Here is a 24,890-nt window from a genome sequence, read left to right as displayed (position 1 = left end):
CAATCTTGGATTTACGCCTTTAAAAGCGTGGATTTGGTGCAAAAAACCCATGGTGGGGCACTGGCATGCAATTTGCTCCCTTGTGAGGCAGGTTGCCTTGGCAGAGTATTCGCGCCGGCATCACCCATATCTAAGGGCACTCCACTACCCGCCCGAAGCCACCCGGAGGACATATGTCGAAGTCGGTTCAACTCATCAAAGATCATGACGTCAAGTGGATTGATCTGCGCTTCACTGACACCAAAGGCACTCAACATCACGTGACCATGCCGGCCCGTGATGCGCTGGACGACGAATTCTTCGAAATCGGCAAGATGTTCGACGGTTCCTCCATCTCCGGCTGGAAAGGCATCGAAGCCTCCGACATGATCCTGATGCCGGACGACAGCACTGCCGTCCTGGACCCGTTCACCGAAGAGCCGACCCTGATCCTGGTCTGCGACATCATCGAACCTTCGACCATGCAAGGCTATGACCGCGACCCGCGCGCCATCGCCCACCGTGCCGAGGAATACCTGAAGTCCACCGGTATCGGCGACACCGCTTTCTTCGGTCCAGAGCCTGAGTTCTTCATCTTCGACTCGGTCAAGTTCAAGTCCGACATCTCCGGTTCCATGTTCAAGATCTTCTCCGAACAGGGTTCGTGGATGTCCGACCAGGACGTGGAAGGCGGCAACAAAGGCCACCGTCCAGGTATCAAGGGCGGTTACTTCCCGGTTCCACCGTTCGATTTCGACCACGAAATCCGTACCTCCATGTGCAACGCGCTGGAAGAAATGGGCCAGACCGTCGAAGTTCACCACCACGAAGTGGCGACTGCCGGCCAGAACGAAATCGGCGTGAAGTTCAACACGCTGGTGAAGAAGGCTGACGAAGTACAGACCCTGAAGTACTGCGTACACAACGTGGCTGACGCCTACGGCCGCACCGCGACCTTCATGCCAAAGCCTCTGTACGGCGACAACGGTTCGGGCATGCACGTGCACATGTCGATCTCCAAAGACGGCAAGAACACCTTCGCAGGCGAAGGTTATGCCGGCCTGTCGGATACCGCCCTGTACTTCATCGGCGGCATCATCAAGCACGGTAAGGCCCTGAACGGCTTCACCAACCCGTCGACCAACTCTTACAAGCGTCTGGTACCAGGCTTCGAAGCCCCGGTGATGCTGGCCTACTCGGCTCGCAACCGTTCCGCCTCGATCCGTATTCCTTACGTGAACAGCCCGAAAGCCCGCCGTATCGAAGCGCGTTTCCCGGATCCGGCTGCCAACCCATACCTGGCCTTCGCTGCACTGATGATGGCCGGCCTGGACGGTATCCAGAACAAGATCCACCCTGGCGATGCCGCTGACAAAAACCTGTATGACCTGCCGCCTGAAGAGGCCAAGGAAATCCCACAGGTTTGTGGCAGCCTGAAAGAAGCCCTGGAAGAGCTGGACAAAGGCCGTGCGTTCCTGACCAAGGGCGGCGTATTCAGCGATGACTTCATCGACGCTTACATCGCACTGAAAAGCGAAGAAGAAATCAAGGTTCGCACCTTCGTACACCCACTGGAATATGAGCTGTACTACAGCTGCTGATCCGGTTAGCGCCGCCACGCACGGCGTGAACTGAAAACAGGCCTCCTTCGGGAGGCCTTTTTCATGGGCGCAGGATACGTGCATGATGCATCGTCGCCCCCCTTACAAGACGAGATTGCCGATGACTTCCTGCTTGAAGATTTGCCTCGCCCTGTCTGCCGCACTGTTGTGCTCCACAGCCGAGGCCGGCACCGCCCCCGACGCCCTGACCCCGTTGCTCAATGCCATCGGCGAACGCCTGCTGATCGCCGATCAAGTGGCACTGAGCAAATGGGACAGCGGCAAACCCGTAGAGGACCGTCCGCGCGAGCGCGAAGTGATTGCCGCCGCCGTGGCCCAAGCGCCGATCTACAAGCTGGACGGCGAAACCGTAGAAACGTTTTTCGCCGCCCAGATAGAAGCCAACAAACTGGTGCAATACATCAACCTGTCCGACTGGGCCCTGGACGGCAAGGCGCCGGATCTGCCGCGCCCGGACCTGGTAGGCGAGATCCGCCCCAAGCTCGACCGCCTGCAAAAGCGCCTGCTGCAACAACTGGCCGACTTCGCTCCCTACCGCGCCGACCCGCAGTGCCCGCAATGGCTGGCCCAAGCCACCCACCACAACAAACAGCACCCAATACACCGGCTGGCCCTGATCCGGGCGACCGGCGGACTGTGTACCGCACCAAAATCCTGAGCTACCCCAACCGCCTGCCCTGGCCTATGCTGCATCCATCAGTGTTCGCTTTCGGTCGATTTTCCATGGGTCGCGGTTTTTCAATCATCCTGTTGCTGCTGGCACTGCCCGCCGCCGCGCAGATCTACAAGTACACCGACGCCGAGGGCAACACCGCCTACAGCAACCAGCCGCCCGAAGGCGTGCCGGCGCAGACAGTGGAGTTGCCGCCACTCAACAGCATTGAACGCCAGTCCCCGGCGAGCCCGGACGCACCGCCGCCTGCGGACAACAATGAGCCGCGCAATGCCTACGAAACCCTGGAATTGACCGACCTCCCCACCGAAGAGGCCCTGCGCGCCAACAATGGAGCTTTCACCGTCGGCGTTCGGACACAACCGCGCCTGCAAAGCCCTCACCTGTTCAGGTTGCTGCTGGACGGCCAGCCCTACGGCCAGCCAAGCAATGTGCCACGGCTGCAATTGGTGAACATCGACCGCGGCGAGCACAGCCTGGCGGTCCAGGTCGTCGACGGTGAACGCTTGGTACAGCAGAGCGAAACCGTCACCTTCACCGTGCAACGGGTGCACCTTCCATGAAGCGCTGGCTGCTCGCCGCCGGCCTGCTATTGAGCGCATCGCCGGGCTTGGCGCAGGTCTATACCTACATCGACGCCCAGGGCAATCGCGTCTTCACCGATCAGCCCCGCCCCGGCAATGCCAAGAAGCTGCAACTCTCACCAGGCAACAGGATGCAGGCCCCGACCTCGGGTGCGACGTCGACAGCGCCAACGGAGGAATCAAAACCCGAGCCCCTGTTTCGTTACGAGATGCTCCGGCTGCTGATTCCCGAACCGGACGCCACGATACGCAGCACCGCCGGGGAGCTGATCGTCACCGCCACCAGCGAACCCGGCTTGCAGAAAGGCCATCGCTATCGCCTGTTGCTGGACGGCAAACCCACTGCCGCACCGGGGCCCAGCCCGGTATTCGCGCTGAAGAATGTCGATCGAGGCACCCACCGCCTGGCCGTGGAGATCCTCGATGAGCACGACCGGATCGTCGAACGCACCGCCAACCAATCCTTCCACATGCAACGCATGTCCCTGGCGCAGAAGCGCCGCGTCAAGCCCTGCGCAAAGGCCGACTATGGGAAACGTCCCGAGTGCCCGCTCGCCGACAAACCAGAGGAAGAAGAAAGCAGCATCCTGCCGTTCTTCTAATACCTTATGAAGTTGAGCACCATATTGGTGCACGGCTGCGCACCCTACTCAAATTTCAACCCATTTTGGTTCGAAACTACCCGAAAAAGCTGGCAGAACGCCACGCAAACGGGCGTATAACGCCTGATTGAGGCTCTAAACGCTTCTTTTCGGAGCCTTGGTTTGGTTTTTGCATTTTCCTGGTATCAGCGCATTAATCGCGCGCGCAATTTGAGGGCTTGCCTCCGATTGCTACGCTTTAAAAGAGGTCCTGATGACCATTAGCGACGCACTACACCGCTTGCTGCTCGACAACCTCACCACCGCGACAATCCTGCTCGACGCCGAATTGCGCCTCGAGTACATGAACCCGGCGGCGGAGATGCTCCTTGCTGTCAGCGGCCAGCGCAGCCATGGGCAGTTCATCAGCGAGCTGTTTACCGAATCCGCCGAAGCGCTCAACTCGCTGCGCCAGGCCGTGGAACAGGCCCACCCGTTCACCAAGCGTGAAGCGATGCTGACCGCCCTGACCGGCCAGACCCTGACCGTCGACTACGCGGTCACGCCAATCCTGAACAACCACGCCACCCTCCTGCTGTTGGAAGTCCATCCCCGTGATCGCCTGCTGCGCATCACAAAGGAAGAGGCGCAGTTGTCCAAGCAGGAAACCAGCAAGATGCTGGTGCGGGGCCTGGCCCATGAGATCAAGAATCCATTGGGCGGCATTCGTGGCGCGGCGCAATTGCTCGCGCGGGAGCTGCCGGAAGAAAGCCTCAAGGACTACACCAACGTCATCATTGAAGAAGCCGACCGCCTGCGAAACCTGGTGGACCGCATGCTTGGCTCGAACAAGCTGCCGTCGCTGGCCCTTTGCAACGTCCACGAGGTTCTGGAACGCGTCAGCAGCCTGGTCGAAGCCGAAAGCCAGGGTTGCATCACCTTGGTGCGCGACTATGACCCAAGCATTCCCGACGTCTTGATCGACCGCGAACAGATGATCCAGGCCGTGCTGAACATCGTGCGCAACGCCATGCAGGCCATCAGTAGCCAGAACGAGCTGCGCCTGGGCCGCATCAGCCTGCGCACCCGCGCCATGCGCCAGTTCACCATCGGCCACGTGCGCCATCGCCTGGTGACCAAGATCGAGATCATCGACAACGGCCCGGGCATCCCTGCGGAGCTGCAGGAAACCATCTTTTTTCCAATGGTCAGCGGCCGCCCGGACGGTACCGGGCTGGGGCTGTCCATCACCCAGAACATCATCAGTCAGCATCAGGGCTTGATCGAATGTGAGAGCCACCCTGGCCACACCACTTTCTCGATCTTCCTGCCACTGGAACAAGGAGCCACATCGACATGAGCCGTAGTGAAACCGTGTGGATCGTCGATGACGACCGTTCTATCCGCTGGGTCCTGGAAAAAGCCTTGCAACAGGAAGGCATGACCACCCAGAGCTTCGACAGCGCCGATGGGGTGATGAGCCGCCTGGCCCGTCAACAGCCGGACGTCATCATCTCCGACATTCGCATGCCCGGCGCCAGCGGCCTGGACCTGCTGGCCAGGATCCGCGAACAGCATCCGCGGTTGCCGGTGATCATCATGACCGCCCACTCCGACCTGGACAGCGCGGTGGCGTCCTATCAGGGCGGCGCGTTCGAATACCTGCCCAAGCCGTTCGACGTCGATGAAGCCGTTTCCCTGGTCAAGCGCGCCAACCAGCACGCCCAGGAGCAACAAGGCCTGGAAGAAGTACCGGCGCTGGCTCGCACCCCGGAAATCATCGGCGAAGCGCCGGCGATGCAGGAAGTGTTTCGCGCCATCGGCCGCCTGAGCCACTCCAACATCACCGTGTTGATCAACGGTGAGTCGGGTACTGGTAAAGAGTTGGTGGCCCACGCCCTGCACCGCCACAGTCCGCGGGCGGCGTCGCCATTCATTGCCTTGAACATGGCGGCGATCCCCAAGGATCTGATGGAATCCGAGTTGTTCGGCCATGAAAAAGGCGCGTTTACCGGCGCGGCCAACCTGCGACGCGGACGCTTCGAGCAGGCTGATGGCGGCACGCTGTTCCTCGATGAAATCGGCGACATGCCGGCTGACACCCAGACCCGCTTGCTTCGGGTACTGGCGGACGGTGAATTCTATCGAGTGGGCGGCCATACGCCGGTGAAGGTCGACGTGCGGATTATCGCCGCGACCCATCAGAACCTTGAAACCCTGGTCCACGCCGGCAAGTTCCGGGAAGACTTGTTCCACCGCCTGAACGTGATTCGCATCCACATTCCGCGCCTGGCCGACCGCCGCGAAGACATCCCGACTCTGGCCCGGCATTTCCTTGGCCGTGCTGCCCAGGAACTGGCGGTGGAGCCCAAGCTGCTCAAGAGCGAAACCGAGGAATACCTCAAGAACCTGCCATGGCCCGGCAACGTGCGGCAATTGGAGAACACCTGCCGCTGGATCACCGTAATGGCTTCGGGTCGCGAAGTGCATATCAGCGACTTGCCACCGGAACTGTTGAGCCTGCCACAGGATTCGGCGCCGGTGACCAACTGGGAACAGGCTCTGCGCCAATGGGCCGACCAGGCGTTGGCCCGAGGTCAATCGAGTCTGCTGGACAGCGCCGTGCCGAGCTTCGAACGGATCATGATCGAAACCGCCCTCAAGCACACCGCCGGCCGCCGCCGCGACGCCGCCGTGCTGCTGGGCTGGGGCCGCAATACCTTGACCCGCAAGATCAAGGAATTGGGGATGAAGGTTGATGGTGGGGATGATGATGACGGGGATGAGGGCTGATCAGCCCGCTCCCCCCATGGATTTATGCACCGCTTCAATGCACTGCGAGCTGCAATTGCCCACTGCGACAAGCCAAAAGCCAGTGGACCAAGCTTGCAAAACCAGCCCATAGAAAACCAAAGCCCCGGAATACGGGGCTTTGCGCATCTACAACATTGTTTTTGTGACAAACCATTTAAAACTGGCACGCCCCCTGCAGTAGCTAGATCACTACCCAGTTTTGGGGACCTTGGTACAGGCAGGCCGGGGATTCCCCTCTTTTATACCGGGCTCATCGAGCCCACTGTTTTGGGGGCCTTGATACAGGCAGGTCAAGGTTTCCCTTCTTTACACCCAGGGCCCTGCGCTGAGCGCGAGCCCCCCCGTTTTGGGGACCTTGGTACAGGCAGGCCGGGGATTCCCTCTTTTATTGCTCTTGGAGACGGATCTCCAGCCGCCAGCGGTCATCGACCTCGCTGCCGGCCCACTCCCCTCGCAACGGACGCGCCGCCACCACCGTCAGCAACAACCCCTTGTCGCTCAACCGCACCCGCCAGTTCACGTCCTTGCCGTTGAACTTGAGCTGGCCCTTCTGCGGCCGGCCTTCGGCCTGGAACAGCAGCGCTACGGAGCCATCGATGGTTTCCCCGTGGAGCTTGGGTTCATTGTTGAACCAGGCGACAAGCACGCCATCACCCGCCTCGATCTGTTGCAGCGCACTCGGATCAGGCGTGGTCAGGCGGCCGATCATCAATCCGACCATCATGCCGAAGATCGCCAGCGAGCCCATCACCCGAGGCAATAGCTTCGAACGTCGGTCGGTTTGCGGCGTAGAATGCCGCTCATCTTTATCTGCGGAGCCGTGCATGTTTCACGTCATCCTTTTTCAACCGGAAATACCGCCCAATACCGGCAACGTCATCAGGCTGTGCGCCAACAGTGGCTGCCATTTGCATTTGATCGAACCGCTGGGTTTCGAGATGGACGACAAGCGCCTGCGCCGCGCCGGCCTCGATTATCACGAGTATGCCACCTTGCAGCGACACGCCGACCTCGCCAGTTGCCTGGAAAGCCTGGGGCATCCACGTCTGTTCGCCTTCACCACCAAAGGCTCGCGACCGTTCCACGATGCCAGTTTCGTCGCCGGTGATGCATTCCTGTTCGGCCCGGAAAGCCGTGGCCTGCCGGCCGAAGTGCTCGACGCCCTGCCGGCCGAACAGCGCCTGCGCCTGCCGATGCGCGAAGGCTGCCGCAGCCTGAACCTGTCCAACACCGTGGCGGTGGCGGTTTACGAGGCTTGGCGGCAGAACGGCTTCGCCTGAAGCCCTTCCTGTCAGCCAGAAACACCTGTGGGAGCGAGCTTGCTCGCGATGAAGTGGAGACGGTTCAACTGCAAAACCGCGCCATCGTTCATCGCGAGCAAGCTCGCTCCCACAGGTTCTGTATCCAGGCTTGGAGCGCCGTTTACTGAACGGTCGCGCCGCCTTCCTCCTGCATGCGCTGCAGCTCTTGGGCATACAGGGCATCGAAGTTCACCGGAGCCAACATCAAGGCAGGGAACGAACCACGGGTTACCAGGCTGTCCAGGGTTTCGCGCGCATAAGGGAACAGGATGTTCGGGCAGAACGCGCCCAGGGTGTGGCTCATCGAAGCGGCATCAAGGTTCTTGATCAGGAAGATCCCGGCCTGTTGCACTTCGGCGATGAACGCCACTTCGTCACCGTTCTTAACGGTCACCGACAAGGTCAGCACCACTTCGTGGAAGTCGTCTTCCAGGGCTTTCTGACGGGTGTTCAGGTCCAGGCCTACGCTCGGCTCCCACTGCTGGCGGAAGATCGCCGGGCTTTTCGGGGCCTCGAAGGACAGGTCGCGGACATAGATGCGCTGCAAGGAGAATTGCGGTGCGGCTTCTTCTTCAGTGGCAGCAGTGTTCTGTTGGTCAGTCATCGCAGATCCTTCTTACTTCAGTCTATTAATAGGAATTAGGCCTTGAGCAGCGCGTCGAGCTTGCCGGCGCGCTCCAGGGCATACAGGTCATCGCAACCGCCCACGTGGGTGTCGCCGATCCAGATCTGCGGCACCGAGGTACGCCGGGCCTTCTGGGTCATCTCGGCGCGCAGCTGCGGCTTGCCGTCGACCTTGATCTCTTCGAAAGCCACGCCTTTGCTCTGGAGCAAGTGCTTGGCTCGGGAGCAATAGGGGCAGTAATCGCTGGAATAGACAACTACGTGGGGCATATCACTTCACCAGGGGCAGATTGTCGGCTTTCCAGCTTGCAACGCCACCGGACAGTTTGGCGGCGGTGAAGCCGGACTTCATCAGTTCGCGGGCAAGGGTACCGGCCTGCTGGCCTTGGGCGTCGACCAGGATCAGCGTCTTGGCCTTGTGTTTTTCCAGTTCGCCCACGCGTGCGATCAGTTTGTCCTGAGGGATATTCAGCGCGCCGACAATGTGACCAGCGGCGTAGTCCTTGCTTGGACGGATATCGACCACGACACCAGCGTCCTTGTTGACCAGCGCGGTCAGCTCGCCAGTGCTCAGGCTGCGTCCGCCGCCCTGCATGGTATGGGCAACCAGCAATGCCAGCAGTACGACGAAGATACCGACGAGAATGTAGTGGTTAGTGGCAAATTCAATCAGGTGAGCAACCATCGAAGGAGGTTCCAGGGCGTTAAAATGTCGGCCAGTATACACAGCGCGCAAGGCCGGCCAAACCCCGCCCGGCGGTGACGGCACCGGAACTTACCTTTAAACTGCCCGTCCCTTTTCCATCGTCTTCTTTTAACCAGCCACGAGTGGATTCCATGACTACCACGCCTAAACCTTTGGTCCTGATGATTCTGGACGGCTTCGGTCACAGTGACAGCCACGAATCCAACGCCGTATACGCGGCCAGGAAGCCCGTGCTCGATCGCCTGTGGGCCACCGTGCCGAACGGCTTGATCTCCGGCAGCGGCATGGACGTCGGCCTGCCGGACGGGCAGATGGGCAACTCCGAAGTCGGTCACATGAACCTCGGCGCGGGCCGAGTGGTGTATCAGGACTTCACCCGCGTGACCAAGTCGATCCGCGACGGCGACTTCTTCGAAAACCCGACCATCTGCGCCGCCGTGGATAAAGCCGTGGCCGCCGGCAAAGCCGTGCATTTCATGGGCCTGCTGTCGGACGGCGGCGTGCACAGCCACCAGGATCACCTGGTCGCGATGGCCGAACTGGCCGCCAAGCGCGGCGCCGAGAACATCTACCTGCATGCCTTCCTCGATGGTCGCGACACGCCGCCCAAGAGCGCCGAGTCATCGATCAAAGTACTGGACGACACCTTCAAGGCCCTGGGCAAGGGCCGGATCGCCAGCCTGATCGGCCGCTACTTTGCGATGGACCGTGACAATCGCTGGGACCGCGTCGCCCAGGCCTACAACCTGATCGTCGACGGCAACGCCGAATTCAACGCCGCCACCGCCCAGGAAGGCCTGCAAGCCGCCTATGAGCGTGGCGAAAGCGACGAATTCGTCAAGGCCACCACCCTCGGCGAGCCTGTCAAAGTCGAAGACGGCGACGCCGTGGTGTTCATGAACTTCCGTGCCGACCGTGCCCGCGAGCTGACCCGCGTATTCGTTGAAGATGATTTCAAGGAATTCGAGCGCGCCCGCCAGCCAAAACTGGCCGGCTTCGTGATGCTGACCCAATACGCGGCCAGCATTCCCGCGCCATCCGCCTTTGCCGCCGGCAGCCTGGAAAACGTGCTGGGCGACTACTTGGCGAAAAACGGCAGGACCCAGCTGCGCATCGCCGAGACCGAGAAGTACGCCCACGTGACGTTCTTTTTCTCCGGCGGCCGTGAAGAACCCTTCCCGGGCGAAGAGCGCATCCTGATCCCATCGCCGAAAGTCGCCACCTACGACCTGCAGCCGGAAATGAGCGCGCCGGAAGTGACCGACCGCATTGTCGATGCCATTGAGAACCAGCGTTACGACGTGATCGTGGTGAACTACGCCAACGGCGACATGGTCGGCCACAGCGGTGTGTTCGAGGCGGCAGTCAAGGCAGTTGAATGCCTGGACACTTGCGTGGGTCGCATCGTCGACGCCCTGGATAAAGTCGGCGGCGAAGCCCTGATCACGGCTGACCATGGCAACGTCGAGCAGATGTCCGATGAATCCACCGGCCAGGCTCACACCGCCCACACCACCGAGCCGGTGCCGTTCATCTATGTCGGCAAGCGCGACTTCAAGGTCCGCGAGGGCGGCGTGCTGGCTGACGTTGCACCGACCATGCTGATGTTGCTGGGCATGGAAAAGCCGACGGAGATGACCGGGACCTCGATCCTGGTCTGACCCAACACTTACCAATGTGGGAGCGAGCTTGCTCGCGATAGCGGTCTTACAGTCAACATCTATATTGGATGTCATGGCCTCATCGCGAGCAAGCTCGCTCCCACAGGGTTAAGGTGTTTTTCCGGCCAGTTATCACACAGCCCCAAATGGGCGTTTTTTTTGCAGCGTGGGGCGGGCATACTAGGCCGTCCCTTACCCTGGTGCCGCCCGCCTCTATGCTCCGCGTCCTGATAGCCCTTGCTCTGACCTGCCTGCTTCAACCGGCCTTCGCCGACGAGCGCGCGCAAACCCAACAACAGTTGGAAGCCACGCGTCAGGACATCGCCGAGCTGAAGAAACTGCTGGGCAAGTTGCAGGAAGAGAAATCCAGCGTGCAGAAAGACCTGCGCGGCACCGAGACCGAGATGGGCAAGCTGGAGAAGCAGGTCGAGGCCCTGCAGAAAGAGCTGAAGAAAAGCGAATCAGAGCTGCAGCGGCTCGATGGAGAGAAAAAAAAACTCCAGAGCGCGCGCACTGAACAGCAAAAGCTGATCGCCATCCAGGCCCGGGCCGCCTACCAGAACGGCCGACAGGAATATCTCAAGCTGCTGCTCAACCAGCAGAACCCCGAGAAATTCGCCCGCACCCTCACTTATTACGATTACCTGAGCCAGGCGCGCCTGGAACAGCTCAAGAGTTTCAACGAGACCCTGCGCCAACTGGCCAATGTCGAAAAAGACATCGAGTTGCAACAAGCCCAGTTGCTGGTGCAGAAAAGCAGCCTCGACACCCAGCGCGAAGAACTCGAGAAGGTCCGCAAAGAGCGCCAGGTGGCCCTGGCCAAGCTTAATGACGACGTGAAGGCTCGCGACAGCAAACTCAAGGCCCGCGAGCAAGACCAGGCCGAATTGGCCAAAGTCCTGAAGACGATCGAGGAAACCCTGGCTCGCCAGGCTCGGGAGGCGGAAGAAGCGCGCCAGAAAGCGCTGATCGCCCAGCAGGAAGCCGAAAAAAAGCGTTTGCGTGAGGCCCAGGCCGACGCGGACGCCGGGGACGCGCCGCGCAAACCGGCAAAATCGAGCCCCGGCGCACTGGTTTCCAGTGACGGCGAAACCTTCGGCGGTGCTTTTGGTTCGGCCCGGGGCAAACTTCCATGGCCGGTCAATGGTCGATTACTTGCGCGCTTCGGTGAAACCCGCGGCGACGACACCCGCACCAAGTGGGACGGCGTCATGATCAGCGCCTCCGCCGGTAGCCAAGTGCACGCCGTACACGGCGGGCGCGTGGTATTTGCCGATTGGCTGCGCGGCGCCGGCCTGCTGGTGATCCTCGATCACGGCAACGGATACCTGAGCCTGTACGGCCACAACCAGACGCTGCTCAAGTCAGCGGGTGACGTGGTCAAGGCCGGCGAGTCCATCTCCACGGTCGGCAACAGTGGCGGGCAGGATACGCCAGCGCTGTATTTCGCTATTCGCCAGCAGGGTCGCCCCAGTGACCCAGCCCAATGGTGTCGTGCGCAAGGATAAGCGCGCCCATCCAACTCAGGAGTTCGTTCGACATGCTGCATTTGTCCCGCCTCACCTCGCTGGCCCTGACGATCGCCCTCGTGATCGGTGCGCCCCAGGCTTTCGCCGCGCAACCCGCGCCTGCGTCGACGGCCGCAACGGCAGCCACCACCAAGGCCCCGCTGCCGCTGGATGAACTGCGCACCTTTGCCGAAGTCATGGACCGGATCAAAGCCGCGTACGTGGAACCGGTGGATGACAAGATGCTGCTGGAGAATGCCATCAAGGGCATGCTCAGCAACCTTGACCCACACTCCGCCTACCTGGGCCCTGAAGATTTTGCCGAGCTGCAGGAAAGTACCAGCGGCGAGTTCGGCGGCCTGGGCATCGAGGTTGGCAGCGAGGACGGTTTCGTCAAGGTGGTCTCGCCGATCGATGACACCCCCGCTTCCAAAGCCGGCATCCAGGCCGGTGATTTCATCGTCAAGATCAATGGCCAGCCAACCCGCGGCCAGAGCATGACCGAAGCCGTGGACAAGATGCGCGGCAAGATCGGCGAGAAAATCACCCTGACCCTGGTGCGCGACGGCGGCACGCCGTTCGACGTGACCCTCACACGGGCGGTCATCCAGGTCAAGAGCGTGAAAAGCCAGTTGCTGGAATCGGGCTACGGCTACATCCGCATCACCCAGTTCCAGGTCAAGACAGGCGAAGAAGTCGCCAAGGCCCTCGCCAAGCTGCGCAAGGACAACGGCAAGAAACTCAACGGCATGGTGCTGGACCTGCGCAACAACCCCGGCGGCGTGTTGCAATCGGCCGTCGAAGTGGTGGACCACTTCATCACCAAGGGCCTTATCGTCTACACCAAGGGCCGCATCGCCAATTCCGAACTGCGCTTCTCGGCCACCGGCAACGACCTGAGCGAAGCCGTGCCATTGGTCGTGCTGATCAACGGCGGCAGCGCCTCGGCTTCGGAAATCGTCGCCGGCGCCCTGCAAGACCAGAAGCGTGGCGTGGTCATGGGCACCACCAGTTTCGGCAAAGGCTCGGTGCAGACCGTGTTGCCGCTGAACAATGAGCGCGCCCTGAAAATCACCACTGCGTTGTACTTCACGCCTAACGGCCGCTCCATCCAGGCCCAGGGCATCGTTCCGGACATCGAAGTGCGCAAGGCCAAGATCACCAGCGAGGCGGACAGCGAATACTTCAAGGAAGCCGACCTGCAAGGTCACCTGGGCAATGGCAACGGCGGCGCCGACAAACCGACCGGTTCCGGCGCCAAGGCCAAGCCAATGCCGCAGGATGACGACTATCAGTTGGCCCAGGCCTTGAGCCTGCTCAAGGGATTGAACATCACCTCCGGCCGCTGAGATGGGCCTGCGTTCAATTTTCATCCTGCTGTGCCTGTTGGCGGGGGCCGTTAACGCGGCCTCCGCCACCGCCTCCTCGCCACACAAAGCGTACCTGAGCCTGATCATCGACGACCTGGGGCAAAACCTGCCTCGGGATCGCCGGGTGCTGGCCCTTCCTGGCCCCGTCACCGCCGCGATCATGCCCGACACGCCCCATGCCGCCGAATTCGCTCGCGAAGCACATCGCGCCGGAAAACTGGTCATGCTCCACATGCCCATGGACCCAGCCACCGGGCCGTTCGCCTGGCATCCGGAATTGCCCATCGAAGAATTGGGCAAACGCCTGGACGCCGCGTTTGCCGCCGTGCCCTACACCAGCGGGATCAACAACCACATGGGCAGCCGCATGACCGCCCAACCCCAGGCCATGGCGTGGTTGATGGCGAACCTGCAACAGCGGCACAAGTTTTTTGTCGACAGCCGCACCAGCGCCAAGACGGTTGCCGCCGCCGAGGCGCAGAAGATCGGCCTCGCCAGTGTCTCGCGGGATGTATTCCTGGACGACGAACGCACCGAAACCGCCATCGCCCAGCAACTCCAGACCGCCATCGACCTGGCTCGCCGGCAAGGCTCAGCCGTGATGATCGGCCATCCTTACCCGCAGACCCTGGCCGTGCTCGAACGCGAACTACCCAAGCTCAAGGCCCAGGGCATCGAATGGATCGACATCAAGTCGATGATCAGCCTGCGCAGCAATCGGGCGATGATCGGACATGGGAAGGATGGAGTTTATCGGTAGCGGCGACCGCGTCGCCGCCATCGTCCGGTGAAATTCCTACAGATACCGCGCCATGATCGCGTCCACCGCACCTTCCTTGCGCAGTGCATCCAGCGCCGCTTGAAGCCGGGCGACCACGTCGTCCGGCACGTCCTTGTTCAAGGCCAGGTACAGCTCGGCACTGTGGAAGCGCAGCACGGTCTTGAGATCGTCCACCCCTTCCTGACGCGCCAGGTAACGTCCGGCGGGGTCGCCAGTGGCCCAGAGATCGATCTGGCCGTTGACCAGCTTCCTGGCGTTGTCCTGATCGCGCAACACGAGCATCGGCGTCAATCCCTGCCTGGCCAACGTCTCGGCAATCGCATCGCCCTTGTACGCACCAATCCGGTATTGGCGCGCCTGCTCCAGCGAGTCGAGAGTTATCTTGCTGTCAGTCTTGGCGAGCATGATCCAGTCGTCCGGACCGATGGGGCCGACCCATTTGAAGCGCTTTTCACGCTCCGGCAGCCGCGCCGTGACGAACACGCCGTAGCCCGGATTCTCCAGGGCGAGTTTGTAGATCCGCTCCCAAGGGAAACGCAATGTCAGGCTGTAGGAAATATCGGCGCGCTTGAATATTTCGCGGACGATGTCCACGGCAATGCCATGGATGTTTTCGTCCTGGGCGAAGTTCTTGCCGTTCTTGGCCATGTTGTACGGGGGGAAGTTTTCCGTTAGCAACACAAGCGATGTATCAGCGGCGCGAACAGTGCCTGCGAGCAGCAACGTGGCACCGGCAAAGGCAAGAACGAGGCGTTTGAGCATGTCGGACTACCGCAATCCATGGTGTGCCCAAGAGTGCCTTGGGCCCGCCATGGTGTCCAGCGATCAGCGAATGCAAATACCGCGATGCGCCATGTAGGCCTTGGCTTCCGGCACGGTGTATTCACCGAAGTGGAAGATGCTCGCCGCCAGCACCGCACTGGCATGGCCTTCGAGGATTCCGTCGGCCAGATGCTGCAGGTTGCCGACGCCACCGGAGGCAATCACCGGGATGCCCAGGGCGTCGCTGATGGCGCGGGTGACACCGAGATCGAAGCCGTTTTTCATACCGTCCTGGTCCATGCTGGTCAGCAGGATTTCACCGGCACCCAGGCCTTCCATCTTCTTCGCCCATTCGACGGCATCCAGACCCGTGGGTTTGCGCCCACCGTGGGTGAAGATTTCCCAGCGCGGGGTTTCGCCCGGGCCGGAGACCTTCTTCGCATCGATGGCCACGACGATGCACTGCGAGCCGAAGTGCTGGGCCGCCTCGCCGACGAATTCCGGGTTGAACACCGCCGCGGTGTTGATCGAAACCTTGTCCGCCCCGGCGTTGAGCAGGTTGCGGATGTCCTGCACGGTGCGCACGCCACCGCCCACGGTCAGCGGGATGAACACCTGGCTGGCCATGCGCTCGACGGTATGCAGCGTGGTGTCGCGGCCATCGACACTGGCCGTGATGTCGAGGAAGGTGATCTCGTCGGCACCCTGCTCGTCGTAGCGACGAGCGATTTCCACCGGGTCGCCGGCGTCACGGATGTTCTCGAACTTGACGCCCTTGACCACCCGGCCGTTATCCACGTCCAGGCAAGGGATGATGCGTTTGGCCAGCGCCATGGTGATTCCTCAGCCTTTGTACGAATCGCAGAAAGCTTGCGCTTCAGCGACATCGAGGGTGCCTTCATAGATCGCACGGCCTGTGATTGCGCCGATGATGCCCGGCGCCTTGGCGTCGAGCAGCGACTTGATGTCGCCCAGGTTATGGATGCCGCCGGAGGCGATCACCGGGATCTTGGTGGCGGCAGCCAGGGCAGCGGTGAACGGCACGTTGCAGCCCTGCATCATGCCGTCCTTGGCAATGTCGGTGTAGACGATGGCGGACACGCCGTCGGCTTCGAAACGCTTGGCCAGGTCGATCACCTGCACGGTGCTGACTTCAGCCCAGCCGTCGGTGGCGACAAAACCGTCCTTGGCGTCGAGGCCAACGATGACCTTGCCCGGGAAAGCGCGGCACGCTTCGGCGACGAACTCGGGCTCTTTCACGGCCTTGGTGCCGATGATCACATAGCTCACGCCGGCCTTGACGTAGTGCTCGATGGTTTCCAGCGAGCGAATGCCGCCGCCGATCTGGATCGGCAGGTTCGGGTAGCGCTTGGCGATGGCGGTGACCACTTCGCCATTGACCGGCTGCCCTTCGAAGGCGCCGTTCAGGTCGACCAGATGCAGGCGACGGCAGCCGCCCTCCACCCACTTGGCGGCCATGCTCACCGGGTCATCGGAAAACACCGTGGAGTCTTCCATGCGGCCCTGGCGCAGACGTACGCAAGCGCCGTCCTTGAGATCGATAGCGGGGATAATCAGCATCTGGCAAACCTTCAAATACGAATAATCAGCTTGGCTCGAAAATCAATTCTTCTCGAGCGCCCACAAGTCGCTTTCAATGCTTTCGAACCTTTCTTTAAGGTGCGTCTGCACATCGAAAATCGCCCTGTTGTAATAATGCGGAGCAATTTCGCGGGTAAACAGGTCAAGAATTTCCGCCGCTTCGAACGAGCCCAGGTCCAGCTCGAAACGTTCCTCCATGAACCGCTGGATCTTGCGGTTCGCTTCACTCTCCTGCTCGGGCGTGAGGGTGAGGATCGGCGGTTTCTTGCGGGCCATTACCAGCGACCGTCCCACGCCGCGAAGTTCTGCAACAGTTGCAGGCCATGGGTATGGCTCTTCTCCGGGTGAAACTGTACGGCGAAGCGCGAACCGTCGGCCAGGGCCGCGGCAAAATCGACGCCATAGTGACCGCTGCCCACCACCTGCCGCGCATTGCCGGCGGCGATGTAGTAGCTGTGCACGAAGTAGAAGCGCGCCAGGTCGGGAATGTTATGCCACAGCGGATGATCGACCGTCTGCTTCACTTCGTTCCAGCCCATGTGCGGCACCTTCAAGTGCTCGCCGTCCTCATGCAGACCCTTGCCAAAGAATTTCACCTGGCCGGGGAACATGGAAATGCAATCGACTCCGTCGTTCTCCTCGCTGCGCTCGAGCAATGCCTGCATGCCCACGCAGATGCCGAGGAACGGCCGGTCCTGGCTGACTTCGTGCACCAGCTTGTCGAAGCCCAGGCGACGAATCTCGGCCATGCAGTCGCGAATCGCCCCTACGCCGGGGAATACCACCCGGTCGGCTTCGCGAATCACGTCGGCATCGCTGGTGATCAGCACCTTGCCGGCGCCCACGTGCTCGAGGGCCTTGGCCACCGAGTGCAGGTTGCCCATGCCGTAGTCGATAACCGCGACCGTCTGCATTACAGCACGCCCTTGGTGGAAGGCATCTGGCCGGCCATGCGGTCATCGAGCTCGACGGCCATGCGCAGCGCGCGGCCGAAAGCCTTGAACACGGTTTCGATCTGGTGGTGGGTGTTGTGCCCGCGCAGGTTGTCGATGTGCAGGGTCACGTTGGCGTGGTTGACGAAGCCCTGGAAAAATTCCTGGAACAGGTCAACGTCGAATCCGCCGACGGTGGCGCGGGTGTAAGGCACATGCATCTGCAGGCCTGGGCGGCCGGAGAAGTCGATGACCACGCGCGACAGCGCTTCATCGAGCGGCACGTAGGCATGGCCGTAGCGACGGATACCCTTCTTGTCGCCGATGGCTTTGGTGAAGGCTTGTCCCAAGGTGATACCGACGTCTTCCACCGTGTGGTGGTCGTCGATATGCAGGTCGCCCTTGCTGACGATGTCCAGGTCGATCAGCCCGTGACGGGCGATCTGGTCCAGCATGTGCTCAAGAAAAGGCACGCCGATATCAAACCGGGCCTTTCCGGTGCCATCCAGGTTGATCGAGGCTTTGATCTGGGTTTCCAGAGTGTCGCGCTCGACAGATGCCTTACGTTCGGCCATCACCAGCTCCGCAAAATCATTGGGCGAAAAAGGCAGCCATTATAGGGGCGCGAGCGGCAAACAGAAACAAAAGAGGTGACATCACTGACGGGCTGAAGCCCGTGTGGTCGGGGATAGACATGTGCATACAAGCCTGTGTCATCACCCAAAACGACTGTGGGAGCGAGCAGGCTCGCTCCCACATGAGATATGCCCCGACCTGATGGCCAGGGCAACGCTCTTAGCGGAACAACACCGCCGTCTTCTGCAGGGTTACCCACACACCCCACGCCAACGGAATGCCCACCACCAGCCAGGCGGCGATCGCCAGGGGCTTGGTGCCCGGCGCGGCTTTCCATTCGAGCGAGGTGGTGCTGTCGGCACCTTTGTCATGGCCCAGCGCCTGTTCGGCGGCCAGTTCGGCGTCGGTCATGAAGTACTTGTCGGCGACCGGACGGACCATCAGGTTGCAGAGGAAGCCCAGCACCAGCAGGCCGGCGAGGATGTACAAGGTGATGTCATAGGCCGCGGCACGTTCAACGCCGATGCTCAGTTGATATTCACGCAGGTAGTTCACCAGTACCGGACCCAGCACGCCTGCCGCAGCCCAGGCAGTCAGGAGACGGCCGTGGATTGCGCCAACCATTTGCGTACCGAACAGGTCCGCCAGGTAGGCCGGCACGGTAGCGAAACCGCCGCCGTACATCGACAGGATGATGCAGAACGCCGCCACGAACAGCGCGACGCTGCCCAGGTGACCGAGGTTCGGGATCAGCGCGTACAAGGCAAAGCCCAGGGCGAAGAATACGAAATAGGTGTTCTTGCGACCCAGGTAATCCGAGCAGGATGCCCAGAAGAAGCGCCCACCGATGTTGAACAGGCTCAGCAGACCCGTGAAACCGGCCGCAATGGCCGCGATCTGACCCAGTTGCGCAGCATCCAACTGACCGAAAGACAAGTCATTGCCGAGCAACTTGCCGCCGAACACTTCCTGCAACAGTGGCGATGCCATGCCGATGATGCCGATACCGGCGGACACGTTCAGGCACAGCACCAGCCATACCAGGCGGAACTGCGGGGTTTTCCAGGCCACGTTCACGTGAACGTGGCGATGGGTGATCATCGCGTTCGCGGCTTTTTTCGGTGCCGGGGTCCAGCCCTCAGGCTTCCAGCCGGTTGGCGGGACGCGGTAGGACAAGGCGCCACCGATCATGAACACGAAGTAGATCGCGGCCATCACCAGGAAGCTCTGCCAGACGCCCACGCTGGTTGGCGTAGCGAAATGGCTCATCAGCGCTGCAGCCAGTGGAGCACCAACCATCGCACCGCCACCGAAGCCCATGATCGCCATGCCGGTCGCCATGCCGCGCTTGTCCGGGAACCATTTGATCAACGTCGAGACTGGCGAGATGTAGCCCAGGCCCAGGCCGATACCACCGATCACCCCAGAGCCGACCCACATCAACCAGATCTGGTGGGTATAAATACCCAGCGCGGAAATCAGCAGGCCACCGCACCAGCACAAGGCCGATACAACGCCGGCCTTGCGTGGCCCGGCGTGTTCCAGCCAGCCACCCCAGATGGCTGCCGAGCAACCCAGGAAGATGAAGAACAGCGTGTAGATCCAGCCGAGCATCGAGATCGGCCAGTCACATTGGGACGAAAAGACTTGCGAGATGAAGCTCATATCCGGCGCACAGGCCACAGGCTTGGTGATACCCAAGGCCTTGGACAGTGGCAACCAGAACACCGAGAAGCCATAGGCCATGCCGATGCAGAGGTGAATGGCCAGCGCGGCCGGTGGAACCAGCCAGCGGTTGAAGCCTGGCTTGGCAATAATGCGTTCCTTGGAGAGGAACGCAGGCTGGTCGGCAATGCCGTCCGCCGTAATGCTCGTGCTCATTGTGTATCCCCCAGTTATTGGAATGGTTCGCCAGCCACGCCTCACCCTCAGCCTTCTTGCACGCAGGCATGGCTGTATTCTGTGGTGAAGCTCCATTTTAGTGCGACATCACGCCGCAGAAGGACGGGCGAACTGACAAAGGTTACCATTTGCTCATGACAGAAAAACCAAAGTGCTATCACCTTTTTTCTGTCATTCGTCTTATCGCGCCTCTGCTCACTTTCTGTAGGGGGCAATTCGTTTATTTTTCAGGAATTTCCATGCCCATCGTTGTCGAGCAACTGAATGAAGCCATTCGTCAGGACGATCAGGATCTGCAGAAAATCTACCGGGACGCCCCGGCTTGGCTGTTCGAGCCGTTCAGCGATGCCACGCAACTCATTGGGAAATGTCTCGAAGAAGGCTCGTTGATCGCGGCGCGCTTCAATGATCGCCTGCTCGGCGCAGCACGGCTGCAACGGCACCAGAACGGCTGGCGCTTGTCCCACCTATGCGTACGAAACGTCACTCGTCGCCGGGGCGTGGCGGAACGACTGGTGAGCGAAGCCCGGAGGATGGCCGGGGAACATGGCGTCGAGCTGCAGCTGTCCGCCCCGGCCGCTTGCCTGGAAGCCCAGGCGTTGGCGTTCAAGCTAGGGCTGGCGCTCGTCAAGGATTAGAAGCCCATGGATTTGCGGCACCCAACGCATCGCCCCATCCACAGCGTTATACTCCCGGCTAAATTTTGAACTCAACCTACAAGGATTCGCCCATGAAAGCGTTCGGCAAAATCCTGGGTCTGGTACTTCTCGGGCTGTTGCTGATCATTGTGGCCCTGGGCTTTGCCCTGACCCACCTCTTCGATCCCAACGACTATAAAGAAGAGATCCGCCAGATAGCCCGCGACAAAGCCCACATTGAGCTGACACTCAATGGGGACATCGGCTGGAGCCTGTTCCCATGGCTGGGTCTGGAATTGCACGAAGCCAGTGTCGCCACCCTGGCCAACCCTACCCAACCTTTCGCCGACCTGCAGATGCTCGGGCTGTCCGTCCGGGTGATGCCACTGCTGCGCCGCGAAGTGCAGATGAGCGATGTCCGGGTCGAAGGTTTGAACCTGCGCCTCAACCGTGACAAGAACGGCCACGGCAACTGGGAAGACATCGGCAAGGCGCCCGCCTCAGCGTCCACCCGGGAAGCACCGGCGCCCGTCGAACAGACCACCCCGCCTGCCAACGCACCCGCAGAGAAGCCGGCCCAGCCAACCCGGCTGGACATCGACAGCCTGACCGTGAACAACGCCCGGGTGGAATACACCGACGAGCAGACCGGCAGGCAGTTCAGCGCCGAAAGCATCCAGTTGAGCACCGGCCCGATCCATGACGCGACCAACATTCCGGTCACTCTCACGGCGTTCCTGTCCAGCAACCAGCCGGCCGTCCGCGTGCGCACAGAGGTCACTGGCGAACTGCGCTTCGAACGCGCTTTGCAGCGCTATCGGTTCGAAGACTTGAAGCTCTCCGGCGAAGCCACCGGCGACCCTTTGCAAGGCAAGACCGTGAGTTTCGCGGCCCAAGGGCAACTCTTCCTGGACAAGGCAGCGAACGTCGCCGAATGGACCGGGATCAAGCTTTCCTTGAACCAGCTGCGTGCGTTGGGCGAGTTGAAGGTCAACGACCTCGACAAGACACCGCAATTGAACGGCGGCATTTCGATCGCCCAATTCGACCTGGCGAAATTTGTCGACAGTGTCGGCCAGCAATTGCCGGCCATGGGTGAAGGCAGCCTGAGCAAGGTAGAACTGGCCAGCCGCATTGCCGGCACGCCGAGCAGCGTCGAATTCAACGACATCAACCTGAAGGTCGATGACAGCCACTTCAGCGGTCGTATCGCCGTGCAAGACTTTGCCAAACAAGCGCTGCGCGTGCAGCTCAAGGCCGACACGTTCAATGTCGACCGCTACCTTCCGCCAAAGTCCGCCGAAGCCGACAGTTCCAAGGCGGCCCGCGAGGCCGAAGTCAGCAACACCGAAGCCAGTGCCATGGCCGGTGCCGGCAGCACACCGCTACCGAGCGCTCCAACCCAGGGCGCCTGGAGCAATGACCGGCTATTTCCGGTGGAGCGCCTGAGCAAGCTGGACCTCGATGCGGACCTGACCTTCGGGCAACTGATCCTCGAAAAACTGCCGATCCAGAACGCCGCGCTCAAGGCCACCGGCCTGGGCGGCCTGCTGACCCTGGAGAACCTGCGGGGCGACCTGTACAGCGGGAACTTCGAAACCAAGGGCACCCTGGACGTGCGCCAGCCTACGCCGCAGTTGAGCCTGCAGACCCGCATCAACCGGGTCCCGGCAGAGAAAATCATCGAAAGCCAGGGCAAGAATCCACCCGTCAAAGGCCTGGTCACGCTCAACAGCGCGATCACCGCCAACGGCAACAGCCAGAAAGCCCTGATCGATAGCCTCAACGGCACCGCCGGGTTCGTCATCAATGACGGCGTACTGCTCAATGCCAACCTTGAACAGCAGTTGTGCAAAGGCATCGCCACGCTGAACCGCAAGACACTCACTGGCGAGCCACGCGGCAAGGACACGCCTTTCCAGCAGCTCAACGGAAACCTCACCTTCAACAATGGCGTTGCCCACAACCCGGACCTGAAGGTGCGCATTCCCGGCATGACCGTCAACGGCAACGGCGATATCGACCTTCGCGTGCTGGGCATGGACTACCGCATCGGCGTCATCGTCGAGGGCGACAAGAGCGACATGCCCGACCCCGCCTGCCAGGTCAACGAACGCTACGTCGACGTCGAGTGGCCATTGCGCTGCCGCGGTCCACTGGAATTAGGCGCTAAAGCCTGCCGCCTGGACAACGATGGCCTCGGCAAGGTCGCGGCGAAACTGGCCGGCGACCGTCTCGGCGACAAGATCGACGAGAAGCTGGGTGACAAGGTCAGCCCCGAGCTCAAAGATGCGCTCAAGGGGTTGTTCAAGCGATGACATCCGAGCAGTTTTCCACCGCCGTACTGGACTGGTTCGACCGCCACGGGCGCCATGATTTGCCTTGGCAACAAGGCATCACGCCGTATCGGGTGTGGGTCTCGGAAATCATGCTGCAGCAGACCCAGGTCAGCACCGTGCTCAATTACTTCGACCGGTTCATGGCCTCGCTCCCCACCGTCCAAGCCCTGGCCGCCGCGCCGGAGGATGAAGTGCTGCACCTGTGGACGGGTTTGGGCTACTACACCCGTGCGCGCAATCTGCAAAAAACCGCGAAAATCGTCGTCGAGCAGTACGGCGGCGAGTTTCCCCGGGACGTGGAAAAACTCACCGAACTGCCTGGGATTGGCCTGTCGACCGCTGGCGCAATCGCCAGCATCAGCATGGGCCTGCGGGCGCCGATCCTTGATGGCAACGTCAAGCGAGTACTGGCGCGTTTCACCGCCCAGGAGGGCTACCCAGGCGAACCCAAGGTTGCAAAACAACTATGGGCCGCCGCTGAGCGCTTCACGCCACGAGATCGCGTCAACGCCTACACCCAGGCGATGATGGACCTGGGCGCCACGCTCTGCACCCGCAGCAAACCCAGTTGTCTGCTCTGTCCGCTGAAGCAAGGCTGCGAGGCGCACATGCTGGGCCTGGAAACCCGCTACCCGATTCCCAAGCCGCGCAAGGAAGTGCCGAAAAAGCGCACGTTGATGCCAATGCTGGCCAACCGCGAGGGCGCGATCCTGCTTTACCGTCGCCCTTCCACCGGGCTGTGGGGCGGGCTGTGGAGCCTGCCGGAACTCGACGACCTCGACGACCTGCAACATTTGGCCCTGCAACACTCGCTGGAACTGGGCAGCCAGCAGGCAATGCCTGGCCTGGTGCACACCTTCAGCCACTTCCAGTTGGCGATCGAACCCTGGCTGGTCCGGGTCCGGGAAACCGGCCATCACGTGGCCGAGGCCGACTGGCTCTGGTATAACCTCGCCACCCCGCCGCGCCTGGGCCTTGCCGCCCCGGTCAAAACCTTGCTCGAACGCGCGGCCGCCGTAATGAACGCAGGAGAGTTGCAATGACCCGCACCATCATGTGCCGCAAGTACAAAGAAGAACTCGAAGGCCTGGAGCGAGCTCCGTTCCCGGGCGCAAAGGGCCAGGACATCTACGACAACGTCTCGGCCAAGGCCTGGGGCGACTGGCAGAAACACCAGACCCTGCTGATCAACGAAAAACGCCTGAACATGATGAACGCCGAGGATCGTAAATACCTCCAAGGCGAGATGGAAAAGTTCTTTTCCGGCGAAGATTACGCCAAGGCCGAAGGCTACGTACCACCGTCCGAATAAACTGTTGGGGGCGGGGGCGAATCGTAAGCGACGGTAATAATTAAATATTTTTTGATAACGTGCTTGACGCCCCCCTGAAAAACCCGTTTAATGCGCCCCGTTGCCCAGATAGCTCAGTCGGTAGAGCAGGGGATTGAAAATCCCCGTGTCGGCGGTTCGATTCCGTCTCTGGGCACCAAATACCGAAAACCCCGATCAAGAAATTGATCGGGGTTTTTTATTGCCTGGATTTTCCTCCGCCGCCTTGTCGACTCAGCTACATTCGTCCGCTCCCCTCCAGCAAGCGAGTCGACATGGACATCACCGGCATCCCCTTCGGCACAACCGATTGGTCAACCGTCGAGCCTACCGAACACAAAGGCGTTACTGGCACCGCCTATTGGCGTACACAACAGTTCGGGAACATCCGGGTACGGATGGTGGAGTACACGGCGGGTTATCTGGCCGACCATTGGTGCACCAAGGGCCACATCCTCTTTTGCCTCAAGGGCGAGCTCAACACTGAACTCGAGGATGGCCGGCAATTTTTGCTCAAGCCAGGCATGAGCTACCAGGTGGCGGACCAGGCCGAGCCCCATCGCTCTTTCACTTCATCGGGGGCCACGCTTTTCATAGTCGATTGA

The 24,890-nt window shown here is 61.0% G+C and carries 27 protein-coding genes and 1 tRNA gene; 17 read left to right on the top strand and 11 right to left on the bottom strand.

Translation table 11 applies throughout. From position 1 onward, the window contains the following. Positions 1 to 173 precede the first annotated feature (173 nt). From glnA to ntrC, 6 genes are all read left to right on the top strand, one after another. On the top strand, positions 174 to 1,580 hold the full coding sequence (gene glnA, locus J3P79_RS01985; protein WP_030141463.1) for a type I glutamate--ammonia ligase: 1,407 nt from the start codon (positions 174 to 176) through the stop codon (positions 1,578 to 1,580). A gap of 121 nt (positions 1,581 to 1,701) precedes the next feature. Then, positions 1,702 to 2,259: a chorismate mutase gene (locus J3P79_RS01980; protein ID WP_434607731.1), complete on the top strand. Its 558-nt coding sequence runs from the start codon at positions 1,702 to 1,704 to the stop codon at positions 2,257 to 2,259. Between the two features lie 65 nt (positions 2,260 to 2,324). Beyond that, positions 2,325 to 2,837 carry a DUF4124 domain-containing protein gene (locus J3P79_RS01975; RefSeq protein WP_434607730.1) on the top strand — a complete coding sequence of 171 codons (513 nt, stop codon included), beginning with the start codon at positions 2,325 to 2,327 and terminating at the stop codon, positions 2,835 to 2,837. Next, positions 2,834 to 3,460: a DUF4124 domain-containing protein gene (locus tag J3P79_RS01970; protein ID WP_434607728.1), complete on the top strand. Its 627-nt coding sequence runs from the start codon at positions 2,834 to 2,836 to the stop codon at positions 3,458 to 3,460. Before J3P79_RS01975 ends, J3P79_RS01970 begins: the two co-directional genes overlap by 4 nt. A 253-nt stretch (positions 3,461 to 3,713) precedes the next feature. After that, complete coding sequence (gene glnL / locus J3P79_RS01965) at positions 3,714 to 4,799, top strand: nitrogen regulation protein NR(II) (RefSeq protein WP_434607726.1); 1,086 nt, start codon at positions 3,714 to 3,716, stop codon at positions 4,797 to 4,799. Beyond that, entirely contained in the window at positions 4,796 to 6,232 is a 1,437-nt protein-coding gene (gene ntrC, locus J3P79_RS01960) for a nitrogen regulation protein NR(I) (RefSeq protein WP_039592711.1), read from the top strand. Before glnL ends, ntrC begins: the two co-directional genes overlap by 4 nt. A 406-nt stretch (positions 6,233 to 6,638) precedes the next feature. Here the strand turns inward: ntrC and J3P79_RS01955 are convergent, their stop codons facing one another. Then, complete coding sequence (locus tag J3P79_RS01955) at positions 6,639 to 7,079, bottom strand: hypothetical protein (RefSeq protein WP_434607724.1); 441 nt, start codon at positions 7,077 to 7,079, stop codon at positions 6,639 to 6,641. On the opposite strand from J3P79_RS01955, the gene trmL reads away from it, so the two are divergent. Further along, positions 7,078 to 7,533, top strand: coding sequence for a tRNA (uridine(34)/cytosine(34)/5-carboxymethylaminomethyluridine(34)-2'-O)-methyltransferase TrmL (gene trmL, locus J3P79_RS01950; protein ID WP_045154877.1), 456 nt, complete (start codon positions 7,078 to 7,080; stop codon positions 7,531 to 7,533). The genes J3P79_RS01955 and trmL overlap by 2 nt on opposite strands. Before the next feature lie 142 nt (positions 7,534 to 7,675). Here trmL and secB read toward each other — a convergent pair whose 3' ends face one another. The 3 genes from secB to J3P79_RS01935 are packed head-to-tail and all read right to left on the bottom strand — an operon-like array spanning position 7,676 to position 8,863. Then, positions 7,676 to 8,158, bottom strand: a complete 483-nt coding sequence (gene secB, locus J3P79_RS01945) for a protein-export chaperone SecB (RefSeq protein WP_030141471.1) — start codon at positions 8,156 to 8,158, stop codon at positions 7,676 to 7,678. A gap of 35 nt (positions 8,159 to 8,193) precedes the next feature. Further along, positions 8,194 to 8,448 (bottom strand): glutaredoxin 3, encoded by a 255-nt coding sequence (gene grxC, locus J3P79_RS01940; protein WP_030141472.1) that lies wholly within the window; start codon positions 8,446 to 8,448, stop codon positions 8,194 to 8,196. Between the two features lies 1 nt (position 8,449). Further along, a complete protein-coding gene (locus tag J3P79_RS01935) occupies positions 8,450 to 8,863 on the bottom strand; it encodes a rhodanese-like domain-containing protein (RefSeq protein ID WP_039592706.1) in 414 nt (137 codons plus the stop codon). 152 nt (positions 8,864 to 9,015) lie between these two features. On the opposite strand from J3P79_RS01935, the gene gpmI reads away from it, so the two are divergent. From gpmI to J3P79_RS01915, 4 genes are all read left to right on the top strand, one after another. After that, on the top strand, positions 9,016 to 10,545 hold the full coding sequence (gpmI, locus tag J3P79_RS01930; RefSeq protein WP_434607722.1) for a 2,3-bisphosphoglycerate-independent phosphoglycerate mutase: 1,530 nt from the start codon (positions 9,016 to 9,018) through the stop codon (positions 10,543 to 10,545). 215 nt (positions 10,546 to 10,760) lie between these two features. Continuing rightward, complete coding sequence (locus J3P79_RS01925; protein WP_434607720.1) at positions 10,761 to 12,053, top strand: murein hydrolase activator EnvC family protein; 1,293 nt, start codon at positions 10,761 to 10,763, stop codon at positions 12,051 to 12,053. A gap of 32 nt (positions 12,054 to 12,085) precedes the next feature. Continuing rightward, the gene (locus tag J3P79_RS01920; RefSeq protein ID WP_434607718.1) at positions 12,086 to 13,402 is read left to right on the top strand and encodes a S41 family peptidase; all 1,317 of its coding nucleotides are present in this window, start codon (positions 12,086 to 12,088) and stop codon (positions 13,400 to 13,402) included. Between the two features lies 1 nt (position 13,403). Continuing rightward, positions 13,404 to 14,183: a divergent polysaccharide deacetylase family protein gene (locus tag J3P79_RS01915; RefSeq protein ID WP_434607716.1), complete on the top strand. Its 780-nt coding sequence runs from the start codon at positions 13,404 to 13,406 to the stop codon at positions 14,181 to 14,183. Positions 14,184 to 14,219: 36 nt separating this feature from the next. On the opposite strand, the gene J3P79_RS01910 is transcribed toward J3P79_RS01915, so the two are convergent. The 7 genes from J3P79_RS01910 to J3P79_RS01880 form a co-directional block, all read right to left on the bottom strand. Next, a complete protein-coding gene (locus tag J3P79_RS01910; RefSeq protein ID WP_434607714.1) occupies positions 14,220 to 14,966 on the bottom strand; it encodes a substrate-binding periplasmic protein in 747 nt (248 codons plus the stop codon). A 63-nt stretch (positions 14,967 to 15,029) separates the two neighbouring features. After that, positions 15,030 to 15,800, bottom strand: coding sequence for an imidazole glycerol phosphate synthase subunit HisF (hisF, locus tag J3P79_RS01905; RefSeq protein ID WP_003196830.1), 771 nt, complete (start codon positions 15,798 to 15,800; stop codon positions 15,030 to 15,032). A gap of 9 nt (positions 15,801 to 15,809) precedes the next feature. Next, positions 15,810 to 16,547 carry a 1-(5-phosphoribosyl)-5-[(5-phosphoribosylamino)methylideneamino]imidazole-4-carboxamide isomerase gene (gene hisA, locus J3P79_RS01900; protein WP_434607711.1) on the bottom strand — a complete coding sequence of 246 codons (738 nt, stop codon included), beginning with the start codon at positions 16,545 to 16,547 and terminating at the stop codon, positions 15,810 to 15,812. 42 nt (positions 16,548 to 16,589) lie between these two features. Continuing rightward, positions 16,590 to 16,844: a DUF2164 domain-containing protein gene (locus tag J3P79_RS01895; RefSeq protein WP_003186749.1), complete on the bottom strand. Its 255-nt coding sequence runs from the start codon at positions 16,842 to 16,844 to the stop codon at positions 16,590 to 16,592. Next, a complete protein-coding gene (hisH, locus tag J3P79_RS01890; protein WP_018606318.1) occupies positions 16,844 to 17,482 on the bottom strand; it encodes an imidazole glycerol phosphate synthase subunit HisH in 639 nt (212 codons plus the stop codon). Before hisH ends, J3P79_RS01895 begins: the two co-directional genes overlap by 1 nt. Beyond that, a complete protein-coding gene (hisB, locus tag J3P79_RS01885) occupies positions 17,482 to 18,075 on the bottom strand; it encodes an imidazoleglycerol-phosphate dehydratase HisB (RefSeq protein ID WP_003186751.1) in 594 nt (197 codons plus the stop codon). Before hisB ends, hisH begins: the two co-directional genes overlap by 1 nt. A gap of 220 nt (positions 18,076 to 18,295) precedes the next feature. Next, positions 18,296 to 19,957 (bottom strand): OFA family MFS transporter, encoded by a 1,662-nt coding sequence (locus J3P79_RS01880; RefSeq protein WP_434607709.1) that lies wholly within the window; start codon positions 19,955 to 19,957, stop codon positions 18,296 to 18,298. A gap of 260 nt (positions 19,958 to 20,217) precedes the next feature. On the opposite strand from J3P79_RS01880, the gene panM reads away from it, so the two are divergent. From panM to J3P79_RS01850, 6 genes are all read left to right on the top strand, one after another. Beyond that, on the top strand, positions 20,218 to 20,616 hold the full coding sequence (gene panM / locus J3P79_RS01875) for an aspartate 1-decarboxylase autocleavage activator PanM (protein WP_434607707.1): 399 nt from the start codon (positions 20,218 to 20,220) through the stop codon (positions 20,614 to 20,616). A 92-nt stretch (positions 20,617 to 20,708) separates the two neighbouring features. Beyond that, positions 20,709 to 22,934 (top strand): AsmA family protein, encoded by a 2,226-nt coding sequence (locus J3P79_RS01870; RefSeq protein ID WP_434607706.1) that lies wholly within the window; start codon positions 20,709 to 20,711, stop codon positions 22,932 to 22,934. Next, positions 22,931 to 23,998, top strand: coding sequence for an A/G-specific adenine glycosylase (mutY, locus tag J3P79_RS01865; protein WP_434607703.1), 1,068 nt, complete (start codon positions 22,931 to 22,933; stop codon positions 23,996 to 23,998). The genes J3P79_RS01870 and mutY overlap by 4 nt, the downstream gene beginning before the upstream one ends. Next, positions 23,995 to 24,267: an oxidative damage protection protein gene (locus J3P79_RS01860; protein WP_434607701.1), complete on the top strand. Its 273-nt coding sequence runs from the start codon at positions 23,995 to 23,997 to the stop codon at positions 24,265 to 24,267. Before mutY ends, J3P79_RS01860 begins: the two co-directional genes overlap by 4 nt. Positions 24,268 to 24,369: 102 nt before the next feature. After that, a tRNA-Phe gene (locus tag J3P79_RS01855) sits at positions 24,370 to 24,445 on the top strand. Positions 24,446 to 24,560: 115 nt separating this feature from the next. Continuing rightward, positions 24,561 to 24,890 carry a DHCW motif cupin fold protein gene (locus J3P79_RS01850; RefSeq protein WP_434607699.1) on the top strand — a complete coding sequence of 110 codons (330 nt, stop codon included), beginning with the start codon at positions 24,561 to 24,563 and terminating at the stop codon, positions 24,888 to 24,890.

It is taken from the genome of Pseudomonas sp. R1-7 (assembly GCF_051132105.1).
Classification (GTDB): domain Bacteria; phylum Pseudomonadota; class Gammaproteobacteria; order Pseudomonadales; family Pseudomonadaceae; genus Aquipseudomonas.
Note: the sequence above shows the minus strand (reverse complement) of the source record. Positions and strands in the feature narration are given on the sequence as shown.

Bases quoted from the DNA above. Each gene is read 5' to 3' on its own strand.
- glnA (WP_030141463.1), top strand. From the start codon at position 174: ATGTCGAAGTCGGTTCAACTCATCAAAGATCATGACGTCAAGTGGATT.
- J3P79_RS01980 (WP_434607731.1), top strand. From the start codon at position 1,702: ATGACTTCCTGCTTGAAGATTTGCCTCGCCCTGTCTGCCGCACTGTTG.
- J3P79_RS01975 (WP_434607730.1), top strand. From the start codon at position 2,325: ATGGGTCGCGGTTTTTCAATCATCCTGTTGCTGCTGGCACTGCCCGCC.
- J3P79_RS01970 (WP_434607728.1), top strand. From the start codon at position 2,834: ATGAAGCGCTGGCTGCTCGCCGCCGGCCTGCTATTGAGCGCATCGCCG.
- glnL (WP_434607726.1), top strand. From the start codon at position 3,714: ATGACCATTAGCGACGCACTACACCGCTTGCTGCTCGACAACCTCACC.
- ntrC (WP_039592711.1), top strand. From the start codon at position 4,796: ATGAGCCGTAGTGAAACCGTGTGGATCGTCGATGACGACCGTTCTATC.
- trmL (WP_045154877.1), top strand. From the start codon at position 7,078: ATGTTTCACGTCATCCTTTTTCAACCGGAAATACCGCCCAATACCGGC.
- J3P79_RS01955 (WP_434607724.1), bottom strand. From the start codon at position 7,079: ATGCACGGCTCCGCAGATAAAGATGAGCGGCATTCTACGCCGCAAACC.
- secB (WP_030141471.1), bottom strand. From the start codon at position 8,158: ATGACTGACCAACAGAACACTGCTGCCACTGAAGAAGAAGCCGCACCG.
- grxC (WP_030141472.1), bottom strand. From the start codon at position 8,448: ATGCCCCACGTAGTTGTCTATTCCAGCGATTACTGCCCCTATTGCTCC.
- J3P79_RS01935 (WP_039592706.1), bottom strand. From the start codon at position 8,863: ATGGTTGCTCACCTGATTGAATTTGCCACTAACCACTACATTCTCGTC.
- gpmI (WP_434607722.1), top strand. From the start codon at position 9,016: ATGACTACCACGCCTAAACCTTTGGTCCTGATGATTCTGGACGGCTTC.
- J3P79_RS01925 (WP_434607720.1), top strand. From the start codon at position 10,761: ATGCTCCGCGTCCTGATAGCCCTTGCTCTGACCTGCCTGCTTCAACCG.
- J3P79_RS01920 (WP_434607718.1), top strand. From the start codon at position 12,086: ATGCTGCATTTGTCCCGCCTCACCTCGCTGGCCCTGACGATCGCCCTC.
- J3P79_RS01915 (WP_434607716.1), top strand. From the start codon at position 13,404: ATGGGCCTGCGTTCAATTTTCATCCTGCTGTGCCTGTTGGCGGGGGCC.
- J3P79_RS01910 (WP_434607714.1), bottom strand. From the start codon at position 14,966: ATGCTCAAACGCCTCGTTCTTGCCTTTGCCGGTGCCACGTTGCTGCTC.
- hisF (WP_003196830.1), bottom strand. From the start codon at position 15,800: ATGGCGCTGGCCAAACGCATCATCCCTTGCCTGGACGTGGATAACGGC.
- hisA (WP_434607711.1), bottom strand. From the start codon at position 16,547: ATGCTGATTATCCCCGCTATCGATCTCAAGGACGGCGCTTGCGTACGT.
- J3P79_RS01895 (WP_003186749.1), bottom strand. From the start codon at position 16,844: ATGGCCCGCAAGAAACCGCCGATCCTCACCCTCACGCCCGAGCAGGAG.
- hisH (WP_018606318.1), bottom strand. From the start codon at position 17,482: ATGCAGACGGTCGCGGTTATCGACTACGGCATGGGCAACCTGCACTCG.
- hisB (WP_003186751.1), bottom strand. From the start codon at position 18,075: ATGGCCGAACGTAAGGCATCTGTCGAGCGCGACACTCTGGAAACCCAG.
- J3P79_RS01880 (WP_434607709.1), bottom strand. From the start codon at position 19,957: ATGAGCACGAGCATTACGGCGGACGGCATTGCCGACCAGCCTGCGTTC.
- panM (WP_434607707.1), top strand. From the start codon at position 20,218: ATGCCCATCGTTGTCGAGCAACTGAATGAAGCCATTCGTCAGGACGAT.
- J3P79_RS01870 (WP_434607706.1), top strand. From the start codon at position 20,709: ATGAAAGCGTTCGGCAAAATCCTGGGTCTGGTACTTCTCGGGCTGTTG.
- mutY (WP_434607703.1), top strand. From the start codon at position 22,931: ATGACATCCGAGCAGTTTTCCACCGCCGTACTGGACTGGTTCGACCGC.
- J3P79_RS01860 (WP_434607701.1), top strand. From the start codon at position 23,995: ATGACCCGCACCATCATGTGCCGCAAGTACAAAGAAGAACTCGAAGGC.
- J3P79_RS01850 (WP_434607699.1), top strand. From the start codon at position 24,561: ATGGACATCACCGGCATCCCCTTCGGCACAACCGATTGGTCAACCGTC.